Consider the following 11,798-nt stretch of genomic DNA (forward strand, 5'->3'; position numbering starts at 1 on the left):
GCCTGACCTGACGCCCTCCCCGGAGCCGGAGACAGCTGGGTCTCCGCAGTCGCTATCGCACAGCTGGGCGTGCACGTGGCGCGGCGAGGAGGGCCTCGGCGCGAGTTGTCGACCGCCTGGTCAGGGTGCTGGGATCGTCTCGAAGCGCTGCCGGCCGCGGAAGCGGTAGACATGGAAGTCGGCGTCAAGGGTGAAGACGCGTCTCAACCCGCGTTCTTCGGCCAGTGCGACCAGCGTGGCATCCGCAAGGTCCATCGGGAGATCCGCGTACTGGTCCATCAGCCTCGCGGTCCTGGCGACAGCCGATCGTGAGAGGTCTGCGACGATAAGTCGGCTGGTCGACACGAGACGCCAGAGCGCCCGTTGCGCGCGAATCCCACCGGCGCGAGCGAGCAGGTACATCGCTTCGGTGAACGCTGGCCAGGTCGTAACGAGCGGAAGGGCCACCCGGTCGAGCGCGGCCCTGCACGCATCGTGGTCGGGTTCGTCGGCGTCGATGATCGCGATGAGCGGACCGGCGTCGGTGAGGGTCACTGGCGAGCCCGGTCCGCTGCCAGGCAGCGGCCGAACTCGGCACCGCTCCGACGAGCCCGGCCTCCACCTCCATGGATCACGCCGACCACGTCCGCGAAGCGGTCGCTTGGGCGGCCGACGAGGGTCGTCTCGGCTCGTTCCGCGGCAGCCCGGCGCAGGAACTCCGAGACGGACTCACCCCTCGCTGCCGCGGCCCGCCGAACCTTGTCGTCGAGTTCGGGGTCGAGTCGAAGGCTCCTCACGGGTTCAGTGTATTACACCAGCGGCCTTCGCGATACGGACCAACGACACTCGGCGAGGTGCCGCCCCCGCCGGGCGAGGAGCGGCGGGAGCTGGGCGAGGCCGCGCTCGCCCCGTGTGGGCGGTCGCTGCCACGCCGAGAGCACGGCACGGGCTCGGCGTCGGACCGGGGCGCTCCGGACCTGGCAGTCGAGCCACTCGCCCGCTTAGGATGAGGAATCGATTCCGAGAGGAGGCGCCGTGGCAGACGGGCTGCTCCGGGGCAGGCGGGCCATCGTCACGGGCGGTGCCGGCGGCATCGGCTCGGCGATCGTCGCAGGCCTGCACGTCGAAGGCGCGGCGGTCGCCGCCATCGGGCGGAACCCGAGCGTGGTTGCCGTCGCCGCCGGCCTCCCGCCGAGCCCGATGGCTGTCGGCGTCGTGGCCGACCTGGCCGACCTGGCCGCGTGCGAAGACGGGTTCCGCCGGGCTGTCGAGGCGCTCGGGGGCCTCGACATCCTCGTCACCGCGCACGGCCACGTCCTGCCGCAGCACTCGGCCAGCGCCGACCTCGCGGACTTCGAGCGGACGATGGCGACGAACCTGACCTCCGTGTTCCGCCTCTCCCAGCTCGCCTACGCCGAGATGGAGCCCCGAGGCGGCGGGAAGATCATCCACATCGCCTCGATGTACGCCTTTCTCGGCGGCCTGCGGGTGGCCGCCTACGCGGCGAGCAAGGGCGGCGTGGCCCAGCTGACCAAGAGTCTCGCCATCGAGTGGGCCGCTTCCGGCGTGAACGTCAACGCCGTCGCTCCCGGCTACGTGCGCACCGGTCTCAACCGCCACATCTGGGACGACCCCGAGCGCGCCGGCCAGGTGCTCGCCCGCATCCCCGCGGGCAGGTGGGGCGAGCCGACAGACGTCGTCGGGCCGGTCGTCTTCCTCGCCTCGCGTCTTGCCGACTACGTCCACGGCGTCGTCCTTCCCGTCGACGGCGGCTACCTTGCCCGCTAGCGGCGCTGCGTCCGGGAGCGTCGGGGTGGGCCTCGACAGCTTCTCCTACCACCGCTGGTTCGGAGAGACGAACGCCTGGGAGGCGCCAGTCGGCGAGCGGTGGACCCTCGACGACCTGCTCGAGCACGTCGGCACGCTCGACGTCGAAGTCGTGTCGATCCAGACGGTGCATCTGCCCGACGAGAGTCCGGCGACCCTCCGGCACCTGCGCCGCGTCCTCTCCGACCGAGGCGTCGAGGCCATCGTCGCCTGGGGGCACCGCCGCGGCCTCGAGGACGGGCGGAGCCCCGAACGGCTGGCGAGCGCCCTCGCCGCGATGCGGTTCGCGGCCGAACTGGGGTGCGGCGTCGTCCGCGTCGTCTGCGGCGACCAGCACTCGTGGCTCGCCGATCCCGCCGCTCGCCGGGCCCGCCTCGAGCGCCTGCGCGCGCCCCTCGCCACGATCGCCCGCGCCGCTGGACGTCTCGGCGTGACCGTCGCCATCGAGAACCACGCCGACGTGCGTGTCGCAGAGCTCGTCGCCCTCGTGCGCTCGATCGGGTCCGAGCGCCTCGGCATCTGCCTCGACGTCGGCAACGCGGCCCGCGTCGGCGACGAGCCGGCGCAGGCCGCTCGGGCGGCTGCGGACTGGACCGTCATGGCGCATCTCCGAGACCTACGCCTCCTCGCTGAGTCCCGCGGCAGACCCGACGGCTACTGGCCCTGCGTCCCGCTCGGGGCCGGCGATCTCGACCTCGACGGCGTCCTTCGTGCGCTCGCAGGTGCGGGCCGCTGCGAGGCCTGGCTCGTGGAGGCGTCGAACATGCTGCCCGGCTACGGCGAGGAAGCGTTCGTGACCTCAGGCCTGGCCTACCTGCGGGCCAAGCGCTCGGCCCTCGGGATCGTCCCGAGAGGGCGAGCGGCCGAAGGCGGGGCCGCCACGCCGGCCTGAGGCGGGGCGCGCCGACGCAACCACGCGGCGCAGCGAGCGCGTGCCGCCGCGTCGCAGCGGCGGACGGCGCGAACGTACGGTCCCGACCCCGACCTCACGCGCGTGCTGGCAGCGAGGGTCCGCCGGGGCGAGACCGGCCCCACGGGAGCCGGTCGACCCTGTCCGGCCGGATGCCGTCGCGCGACGACGTGCGGTCATCGTGCCGGTCCGGTCCACGCCTGAGGATCTGCGGCCGGCACGACGAGTGCTCCGGCTCCGCGTGCGAGCCGGCCAGCACGGACAGCCGTGCGCTCGGTCGCTCGTGTGCTCGTGGCCGGGGCCGCGACCGGCCTCGCAGGGTAAGCCCTCGGTGCCCCGCCGGTGCGAGCGAGCAGCCGACGGCGCGCCGCCCGTGGGGCCGGCAGGGATCGAACCTGCGACCGAGGGATTATGAGTCCCCTGCTCTGACCACTGAGCTACGGCCCCAGAAACGCGCGCACGCCGGGCGACGCTCGGGGATCGGAGCTCCGGGGGAGAGACTCGAACTCTCAACCCTGCGGTTAACAGCCGCACGCTCTGCCAGTTGAGCTACCCCGGAAGTGGACCGCGCGCCGATCACGCTAGCCCATCGGGCGCTCGCGCCGCCGCCGGCGGCGAGCGCGGAGGCACCGGTTCGGTGCGCGTATGGTGCGGGCATGGGACGTCGGACGGCCGCGCTGGTGCCGTTCGTCGCGATCGCCGTCATCGCCGCCCAGCTGCGACCCGCGCTCTCCTCGGTCGCCCCGCTCGTCACGACGATCCAGGCACGCCTGCACCTGTCGAGCCCGGTCGCTGGGCTGCTCACGACCCTGCCGATCATCTGCTTCGCACTCTTCTCGCCCGTCGCCCCGCGCCTGGCGCGCCGCTACGGCATGCGCGCGAGCGTCCTCGGTGCGCTGGCACTCCTGGCCGGCGCCCTCGCCCTGCGCCTCCTGGCGTCCCCGCTGCCCCTCTTCGCCGGCACGCTGCTCGCCGGCGTCGCCATCGCGATCGTGAACGTGCTCCTCCCGGCCTTCATCAAGCAGGAGCACCCGCGCCGGACCGGCCTCGTGATGGGCTGCTACTCCGTGGGGATGTCGGCAGGGGCCGCGGCCGGAGCCGGCCTCACCGTCCCGCTCAAGGACGCCCTCGGGATCGGCTGGGCCACGGCGCTCGCCCTGTGGGCCGTGCCCGTCGCCGCCTCGGCGATCCTGTGGCTGCGCACCCCGCAGCCGGCGGTGCCACCGGAGGGCTCCGTCGCGCCGCCCAGGATCTGGCGACAGCGGCTCGCCTGGCACGTGACAGCGTTCATGGGCCTGCAGTCCTTCGTCTTCTACTCGCTGCTCGCGTGGCTGCCGAGCGACTTCGAGCGGCACGGAGCGTCGCAGTCGACCGCGGGCTTCCTCCTGTCGGTCTCCTCGGTGGTGAGCCTGCCGGCGTCGTTCGTCATGCCCGTCCTCGCGGCGCGCCTGCGCGAGCAGCGCCTGCTCGCGTCGCTCGGCGTCGGCTGCTGCGTCGTCTCGGTCGTCGGCCTGCTCAGCGCGCCGCTGGCGGGCGCCTACGTGTGGATGTCGCTCCTCGGCGTGGGGCAGGCGGTCACCTTCGCGGTCGCCTTGAGCCTGATCGTCCTTCGCACCTCGGACACCGCGGCCGCTGCCCAGCTGTCGAGCATGGCCCAGAGCGGCGGCTACGTCATCGCCGCCGTCGGCCCCGTGCTGCTCGGGGCGGTCCACGAGCTCACGGGCGGGTGGGACGTGCCCCTCGTCCTCGTCCTCGTCGGTCTCTTCCTCCAGCTGCTGAGCGGTCTCGGCGCCGGGCGCGACCGGCGCATCGAGCGCGGCGCGCTCGCGCCCGAGCTGGCCGTCCACCGTCCCCCGCGCACCGCCTGACCGGGCCTGTTCGCCGCGCGGCGCCCATTGCCTTGATTGCTCGGACGTCATAGTATTGGTAATTGGAACGTCGTATTGGCATCCGCAACGCCTGCGAGCTGGGGACCGGCGAAGTGCACCTCGCTTCGGGGCGCGAGGACTCGATGCTGCACAAAGGGGGGCTCGATGCGCAATCGGTCGCGTTGGGGGATGGCGGCCGTCGGAGCGGGCGTGCTGGCGGCGACGATCGGGCTAGCGCCGACCTCGGCGTTGGCCGCGAGACCGGCGAGGGCGAAGACGCTCTCGGCGACGATCCTCATGCCCGGAACGGCAGGAGCCGCGGTCGGCGGCTTCTACACGGCGATCCAGGAGGCGAAGCGCTTCCACCTCAAGCTGACGCTCAAGTCCGCGGGCCCGGGCGTGTTCGACACGATCCCGCAGGTCGCCTCCGGCGAGGCGGCGTTCAGCCTGACGGACTCCGGCTTCGTGCTCACGGCGCGCTCGCAGGGCATCAACGTGGTCCAGGTCTTCGCGCCGTACAACTCGCCGGTGTGCGTGATGTTCCACCCGAGCGAGAACATCCACAGCTTCGCCGACCTGAACGGCCACACCATCGCGGTGACCCCAGGCGCGCCCTGGTGGCTGTGGGTCCAGGCCCACTACCACCTCACGAACGTCAACGTCGTGAACTACAGCTACACGATCGCGCCGTTCATCTCGAACCCGAACATGGTCCAGCAGTGCTTCATCACGAACGAGCCGTACGTGGCGACACACCAGGGCGTGCCGAACCGGACGCTCCTCGTCTCGAAGGCGGGCTTCAACCTCTACGACGACGTCCTCTTCACGACGCGTGACGAGATCCGCAAGCACCCCGACGTCGTCGCGGCCGTCGTGAAGGCCGTCACCGCCGGCTGGACCGCCTACTGGAAGCACCCGGCACCGACGAACCGGCTCCTCCCCTCCTACGGCGACACCGAGTCGCCGGCGCAGATGGTCTACGTAGATCGGGTCCTGAAGGCCATCCGCACGATCCCCGTCGGCTACTCCGCGCCGGCGCGCATGCACCAGGCGGCCGACCAGATGCTGCAGATCAAGGCGATCTCCCCGGCGGTTGCCCGCGACTGGAAGGCGTCGTTCACCAACGCCTTCCTGCCCAAGTCGTGAGCGCGGCCGCGGCGAGGGAAGCGGGCGGCAGAGCGCACGTCGCGCCGTGACCATCGACGAGCGCGTGGGGACCGGGCCGGCGCTGCGCCTCGAGTCCGTCGAGGTCTCCTTCCCTGCCCCGACGGGCGGCGAGGTCGCTGCGCTCGGCCCGGTCAGCTTGGAGATCGAGCCGGGCGAGTTCGTCGCCCTCGTCGGGCCGTCCGGCTGCGGCAAGTCGACCCTGCTGCGCGTGGCTGCCGGGCTACTCCCGGCGAGCGCGGGCAGCGTCGTCGCCGACGCCGGGCGCTCGAGCTTCGTCTTCCAGGAGCCGGCGCTCCTGCCCTGGCGCACGGTCGAGCGCAACTGCCTCGTGCCCCTGGAGCTGACGCGCGTGGCGAAGGCCGAGCGACGCCAGCGGGTGCGCGAGACGCTCGAGCTCGTGCAGCTGCTGCCGTGGAGCCGGTACTACCCGCACCAGCTCTCGGGCGGGATGAAGATGCGCGCCGCGCTCGCCCGAGCCCTCGTCGTCGACGCCGCGATCATGTACCTCGACGAGCCGTTCTCCGCGATCGACGAGCTCAACCGGGCGGCGCTGAACGAGTACCTCAGCAGACTGTGGCTCGGGCGGCGCTTCGCCGCCCTCTTCGTCACGCACTCGATCTCCGAGGCCGCCTTCCTCGCCGAGCGCGTCCTCGTGATGTCAGCGCGCCCCGGCCGCATCGTCGGCGAGGTTCGCGTCCCCTTCCCCTTCCCGCGAGACTCGTGGCTGCGCACCACCGAGGAGTTCGTGCGCATCGAGCGGGAGGTCGTCGCCCTCCTGCGGGGAGTGACGCTGCCGGCCGCCCCTGCGGGAGCGGCGAGCGAACGAGGCGGCCTCGATGGTGGCTACTGACCTCGAGCCAGCGGCGAGGGCGTCGGCCGCCCCGGCGCGGCACCCTCGCCGGCGTGGCCACGGCCGTTTCGCCTACCGGGTCGCGCGCGTCCTCATGCCGCTCGCGGTGGCCGGCGTCTTCCTCCTCGTGTGGGATGCCGTCGCCCTCACCGCCTTCGCCGGCAAGGGCTACCTCCTGCCGGACCCGGCGTCCGTCGCGGCCGCAATGAAGGAGAACATCGGCCTCCTGCTCCGGGCGACGTGGGACACCTTCATCGAGTCGGCCGAGGGCTTCGTCGCCGGCGGCGCCGTCGGCATCGCGCTCGCCGTCGCGATGAGCCTGTCCCGGCTGGTCGGCGACGCGCTCTACCCCGTCGCCGTCGTCTTCCAGACCGTCCCCGTCATCGCCGTCGCCCCGATCCTCATCCTCCTGCTCCACTACGGCCGGCCGGCGATCATCGCGATCGTCGTCCTCGTCACCTTCTTCCCCATCCTCTCCAACACCCTCGGTGGTCTCCGGGACACGAACCCCAACCACGCGGAGCTCTTCCGCCTCTACCGTGCCTCCCACCTCCACGTGCTGTGGAAGCTGAAGTTCCCCCAGGCGCTGCCGGCGACCTTCGCCGGCTTCCGCATCGCGGCAGGCCTCGCCGTGGTCGGGGCGACCGTCGGGGAGTTCCTCATCGGCGAGACCGGCGGACGCCCCGGCCTCGGTGTCCTCCTCGTCACGACCCAGCAGGAGCTCAAGACCCCGCTGCTGTTCGGCGCGGCCGGGTTCGCGACGGCCCTCGCGGTGCTCTTCTTCCTCGTCGTCAACTGGGTCGCCCGCCTCGTCCTGCACCGTTGGACGGCAGCCTGAGGCCCGCGTCGATCGACCCCGCGAAGGAGGAACGATGAAGCTCACGGTGAGCGACTTCCCGGGCAAGGGCTTCGGCCCGAACGCCCGCCAGATGGTCGAGCTCGCCCGGGTGGCCGAGGCCGTCGGCGTCCACCGCTTCGGGGTGAGCGACTACCCGTTCCGTCAGGACTGCACGACCTTGATGACCGCCTGCCTCGAGGCGACGACGACGCTCGAGGTGGAGAGCCTCGTCACGACCCCGTACCGCCACGCCCCGGACCTCACGGCCTGCGCCTTCGCGACGATGGCGGAGCTGTCGGGCGGGCGGGCGATCCTCGGCATCGGCAAGGGTGGCGGCGCCGCCGACACCTGGGTTGCCCCGTGGGGCTGGGACCGGCCGTCGCCCAGAGCCGCGGTGCGCGACCTCGTCACCGTCTGCCGGACGATGTGGGCGGGGGGCAAGCCCCCCCTCGAGGGCGAGGTGCTCCGCTCGAGCGGGCGCGAGCTCAGCTTCTCCCCGGGGCACCCGGTCCCGATCCTCATCGCGGCACGCGGGCGACGGATGCTCGCGCTCGCCGCGGAGCTCGCCGACATCGTGCACATCGCCACGCCCTTCCTCGGCCGGCGCTACATGGCCGCGGACGTCGAGCACGTGCTGCGCGCCGCCGAGGCGGCTGGACGCGGGCCGAGGAGCTTCGAGATCGACCTCACCGTTGCGCTCTCGGTGTCGGCGGACCGGGACTTCGCCCGGTCGACCGCGAAGCTCATCGCGGCGGTCGGGGTGCTGTGGATGGCGAACGCCGAGCGGCGCGAGCCGTCGGGCGAGCTCATCTCGCGGCGAGCCGTCGCGACGCCCGAGGAGTTCGACGTCCCGCGCTCGACGATCGAGGCCATCTCGACGGAGTGGAACATGTGGAGCGGCGAGCGCCTCTCCGACCGGGTCGCCGCGCTCATCGACGACGGCGTCCTCGCGCAGTTCACCGTGGCGGGCGCCCCCGGCGAGTGTCGCGAGCGCCTCCTCGAGATCGCCGAGGCGCTGCCCGACGTGACGGGCCTGCGCTTCAAGCTGCCGCCGCTCACCGGCGAGGAGGCCTACCCGCGCCTTCGGGAGATGATCGAGATCGTCGGCAGCTTCGACGAGCTCCGCTCCCTCCGGCGCCCGGCGTGAGGCGCGCGCGGTGACCGGTCGCGCGCTGGCGCGGCCATCGTACGCTCACGGCGCGTGCGACGTCCCGCTGATGGGACAGACGATCGGAGACAACCTCGCCGCGACGGCGCGGCGCTTCCCCGACGCCGAGGCGCTCGTCTCGTGCCACCAGGGCGTGCGCTACACCTACGCCGAGCTCGACGCCCACGTCGACGCGCTCGCCGGCGGGCTCGTGTCGCTCGGCCTGCGACCCGGCGAGCGGGTCGGGGTGTGGAGCCCGAACTGTGCCGAGTGGGTGCTCCTCCAGTACGCGACGGCCCGAGCCGGCCTCGTCCTCGTCAGCCTCAACCCCGCCTACCGCGCCCGCGAGCTCGAGTACGCGCTGCGCCAGTCCGGGTGCCGGGCGCTCTTCACGGCGCGCTCGTACCGCAGCTCGGACTACGCCGCGATGGTCGCCGAGGTGCGCCCGCGCCTGCCTGCCCTCGAGCACGTCGTCCACCTCGCCTCGCGTGAGTGGGAGGAGGTCCAGGCCGCGGGCGGGGAGCGGACGGCGCCGAGCTGCGCCGGGTCTGCGCGTCGCTCGGCTTCGACGACCCGATCAACATCCAGTACACGAGCGGGACGACGGGCCTGCCGAAGGGCGCGACGCTCTCGCACCACAACCTGCTCAACAACGGCTTCTTCATCGGCGAGCGCTGCCGCTACAGCGAGCGCGACCGCGTCTGCCTGCCCGTCCCCTTCTACCACTGCTTCGGGATGGTGCTTGGAAACCTCGCCTGCACGACGCACGGCGCGGCGATCGTCGTCCCGTGCCCGACCTTCGACGCGCGCGCCGTGCTCGAGGCGGTCGAGGCAGAGCGCTGCACCTCCCTCTACGGCGTGCCGACGATGTTCATCGCCGAGCTCGCCGACCCCGAGTTCGGGCGCTTCGACCTGTCGTCGCTGCGCACCGGGATCATGGCCGGCTCTCCCTGCCCCGTCGAGGTGATGCAGCGCGTCATCGACCTGATGCACCTACACGAGCTGACGATCTGCTACGGGATGACGGAGACGTCCCCGGTGTCGACCCAGACCTGCGCCGAGGACGACCTCGACCGGCGGGTCCGCACGGTCGGACGGGTGCACCCCCACGTCGAGGTGCAGATCGTCGACCCGACCGGGCGCGCCGTCGCGCGCGGGGAGGTGGGCGAGCTGTGGACCCGCGGCTACAGCGTCATGCTCGGCTACTGGGACGACCCCGAGCGCACCCGCGAGGTCATCGACTCGGCGCGCTGGCTGCACACCGGCGACCTCGCCACGATGGACGAGGACGGCTACGTGAGCATCGTCGGGCGCATCTCCGACCTCGTCATCCGCGGCGGCGAGAACGTCTACCCCCGCGAGGTCGAGGAGTTCCTCTACGGGCACCCCGACGTCCTCGACGTCCAGGTGGTCGGTGTGCCCGACCCCCTCTACGGCGAGGAGCTCGTCGCCTGGGTGCGTCCGAGGCCGGGCTCGGCGCTCACCGAGCAGGAGGTGCGCGCCTGGTGCGCCGGCAGGATCGCCCACTTCAAGGTGCCCCGCTACGTGCTGTTCACCGACGAGTTCCCGCTGACCGTGACCGGCAAGGTCCAGAAGTTCGTGCTGCGCCAGAAGGCCGCCGAGCTCCTCGGTCTCGCGAGCGCAGCGGCGGAGTCCTGAGGTGCGAGCGCCCTCCCCGACGTCGGCGCGTCGCGCCGACGGGGAGGCGAGCGAGGTCCTCGCCGAGCTCGACGCCTTCGTCGCGTCGACCGTGGCCCCCCTCGAGGCAGCCCACGCCGAGCTCCTCGCGGATCCGAGGCGGCGGTACGCTCCGAGCGGCGTGCTCAGCCCCGCGGTGGTCGCGCTGCGGCGCGAGGTGCGCGTGGCGGCCGCCGACGCCGGCCTCTACCAGCTCGCGGTGCCCGCCGAGCTCGGCGGGCGCGGCGCGCCGGCGAGCCTCCAGTTCGCCGTCTTCGAGCACCTCCACGCGAGCTGCGGACCGGATCGCCTCCTGCCCTACGACGCCGTCGGCCACTTCACGAGCGGGCCCGGCGGGGCGCTCGGCGCGCTCAGCGACGAGGTACGCGAGACGGTGTGGCCCGAGATCCTCTCGGGCCGGTCCCTGCTGTGCTTCGCCCTCTCGGAGCCAGAGGGGGCACCCGAGACGACAGCGCTCGAGCGCGACGGCGACTTCGTGCTGAACGGCACGAAGTGCTGGGTCAGCCGGGGCGGCTACGCGGACTACGCCCTCGTCTACGCGCGCACCGGGGACGGGCCGCCCGACACCAGGGCGACGAGCGCCTTCCTCGTGCCCCTCGCCGCGCGCGGCGTCGCCGTCGGCCCGGCGAGCCGCCTGTTCGGACGCGTCGGCGGGGAGGAGGTGACGCTCGCGCTGCGGGATGTCCGCGTACCTCGCTCGCACCTCGTCGGGGCGCTCCACGGCGGCGCCACCCTCGCCGCGTCGGGCGCCCCCGCAGCGACGATGCACGCCGCGGGACGCTTCGTCGGCCTCGCACGCTTCGCCCTCGAGCGCGCGCTTCGCGAGCTCGCCGACCGGCCCGTGGCGCGCCGGGACAGCGAGGCGCTCCTCGCCGACGCGGCGATCGACTGGCACGGCGTTCGCCAGATGGCCCTCGACTGCGCCGAGCGCCTCGAGAGCGGCGCCGACGCGACCTTCGAGATGGCGGCCGTGCGCCTCGCCGCCCCGGCGATGTGCAGCCGCGTCCACGAGCGCGTGGCCGAGATCCTCGGCGGCGACGGCCTCAGGAACGAGGAGCGCCTCTTCGACGGCTGGCACCAGAGCCGGACCGTGCTGGCCGCTGCGGGCTCGGACCGCTCGCTGCGAGGCGCGCTCGTCGCCTCGCTGCTCGCCCGTCGAGGCGAGGGCGCGTCGACCGATCGCTGAAGGACGAGACGAGGAGGACCGGATGGGCCGCCTGCCGAGGATCACCGTGAGCGACTTCCCGGCGAAGGGCAACACGCTCACCCTGCGCGAGATCGCCGGACTCGCGGCAGCCGCCGAGGAGGCCGGCGCCGAGCGCTTCGGGGTGACCGACTTCCCCTACTACTACGACTGCCTCGTGACCATGGGCGCGTGCCTCGCCGCGACCTCGACGATCGTCGTCGAGAGCCTCGTCACGACCCCCTACGCCCGGCACCCCGAGGCGACCGCCTGCGGCTTCGCGAGCCTGAGCGAGTACTCCGGCGGACGCGTCATCTGCGGGATCGGCGGC

Annotated in this window: 11 protein-coding genes, 2 tRNA genes and 1 pseudogene; 11 read left to right on the forward strand and 3 right to left on the reverse strand. The window is 72.9% G+C overall.

Annotated elements, in window-relative coordinates; translation table 11 throughout:
* Positions 1–120: 120 nt before the first annotated feature.
* The gene (locus tag VKV23_01990; GenBank protein ID HLI14811.1) at positions 121–534 is read right to left on the reverse strand and encodes a PIN domain-containing protein; all 414 of its coding nucleotides are present in this window, start codon (positions 532–534) and stop codon (positions 121–123) included.
* A 480-nt stretch (positions 535–1,014) separates the two neighbouring features.
* Here VKV23_01990 and VKV23_01995 point away from each other — a divergent pair, with 480 nt between their 5' ends.
* Both VKV23_01995 and VKV23_02000 read left to right on the forward strand, forming a co-directional pair.
* The gene (locus tag VKV23_01995; protein ID HLI14812.1) at positions 1,015–1,767 is read left to right on the forward strand and encodes an SDR family oxidoreductase; all 753 of its coding nucleotides are present in this window, start codon (positions 1,015–1,017) and stop codon (positions 1,765–1,767) included.
* Between the two features lie 25 nt (positions 1,768–1,792).
* Positions 1,793–2,698: a sugar phosphate isomerase/epimerase gene (locus VKV23_02000; GenBank protein ID HLI14813.1), complete on the forward strand. Its 906-nt coding sequence runs from the start codon at positions 1,793–1,795 to the stop codon at positions 2,696–2,698.
* A gap of 392 nt (positions 2,699–3,090) precedes the next feature.
* On the opposite strand, the gene VKV23_02005 is transcribed toward VKV23_02000, so the two are convergent.
* Positions 3,091–3,163 (reverse strand) — tRNA-Ile (locus VKV23_02005).
* 39 nt (positions 3,164–3,202) lie between these two features.
* Positions 3,203–3,275 (reverse strand) — tRNA-Asn (locus tag VKV23_02010).
* A gap of 97 nt (positions 3,276–3,372) precedes the next feature.
* Here VKV23_02010 and VKV23_02015 point away from each other — a divergent pair.
* The 9 genes and pseudogenes from VKV23_02015 to VKV23_02055 form a co-directional block, all read left to right on the forward strand.
* On the forward strand, positions 3,373–4,584 hold the full coding sequence (locus VKV23_02015; protein HLI14814.1) for an MFS transporter: 1,212 nt from the start codon (positions 3,373–3,375) through the stop codon (positions 4,582–4,584).
* Positions 4,585–4,773: 189 nt separating this feature from the next.
* A complete protein-coding gene (locus tag VKV23_02020) occupies positions 4,774–5,730 on the forward strand; it encodes an ABC transporter substrate-binding protein (protein ID HLI14815.1) in 957 nt (318 codons plus the stop codon).
* Positions 5,731–5,776: 46 nt separating this feature from the next.
* On the forward strand, positions 5,777–6,601 hold the full coding sequence (locus VKV23_02025) for an ABC transporter ATP-binding protein (protein HLI14816.1): 825 nt from the start codon (positions 5,777–5,779) through the stop codon (positions 6,599–6,601).
* Positions 6,588–7,439, forward strand: a complete 852-nt coding sequence (locus VKV23_02030; protein ID HLI14817.1) for an ABC transporter permease — start codon at positions 6,588–6,590, stop codon at positions 7,437–7,439. The genes VKV23_02025 and VKV23_02030 overlap by 14 nt, the downstream gene beginning before the upstream one ends.
* Positions 7,440–7,473: 34 nt before the next feature.
* Positions 7,474–8,586 (forward strand): LLM class flavin-dependent oxidoreductase, encoded by a 1,113-nt coding sequence (locus VKV23_02035; GenBank protein ID HLI14818.1) that lies wholly within the window; start codon positions 7,474–7,476, stop codon positions 8,584–8,586.
* A gap of 70 nt (positions 8,587–8,656) precedes the next feature.
* Positions 8,657–9,037 (forward strand): annotated as a pseudogene (locus VKV23_02040) (AMP-binding protein).
* A 41-nt stretch (positions 9,038–9,078) separates the two neighbouring features.
* The gene (locus tag VKV23_02045) at positions 9,079–10,245 is read left to right on the forward strand and encodes an AMP-binding protein (GenBank protein HLI14819.1); all 1,167 of its coding nucleotides are present in this window, start codon (positions 9,079–9,081) and stop codon (positions 10,243–10,245) included.
* Position 10,246: 1 nt separating this feature from the next.
* Entirely contained in the window at positions 10,247–11,470 is a 1,224-nt protein-coding gene (locus VKV23_02050) for an acyl-CoA dehydrogenase family protein (GenBank protein HLI14820.1), read from the forward strand.
* A 22-nt stretch (positions 11,471–11,492) separates the two neighbouring features.
* Positions 11,493–11,798: LLM class flavin-dependent oxidoreductase (locus tag VKV23_02055; GenBank protein HLI14821.1), on the forward strand; the 306-nt coding region annotated here is incomplete at its 3' end.

The organism is Acidimicrobiales bacterium (assembly GCA_035294085.1).
Taxonomy (GTDB): domain Bacteria; phylum Actinomycetota; class Acidimicrobiia; order Acidimicrobiales; family Bog-793; genus DATGLP01.

What these genes read in the sequence shown, in the direction of transcription:
- VKV23_02020 (HLI14815.1), top strand. Translation starts at nt 4,774, where the DNA reads ATGGCGGCCGTCGGAGCGGGCGTGCTGGCGGCGACGATCGGGCTAGCG.
- VKV23_02030 (HLI14817.1), top strand. Translation starts at nt 6,588, where the DNA reads ATGGTGGCTACTGACCTCGAGCCAGCGGCGAGGGCGTCGGCCGCCCCG.
- VKV23_02015 (HLI14814.1), top strand. Translation starts at nt 3,373, where the DNA reads ATGGGACGTCGGACGGCCGCGCTGGTGCCGTTCGTCGCGATCGCCGTC.
- VKV23_02035 (HLI14818.1), top strand. Translation starts at nt 7,474, where the DNA reads ATGAAGCTCACGGTGAGCGACTTCCCGGGCAAGGGCTTCGGCCCGAAC.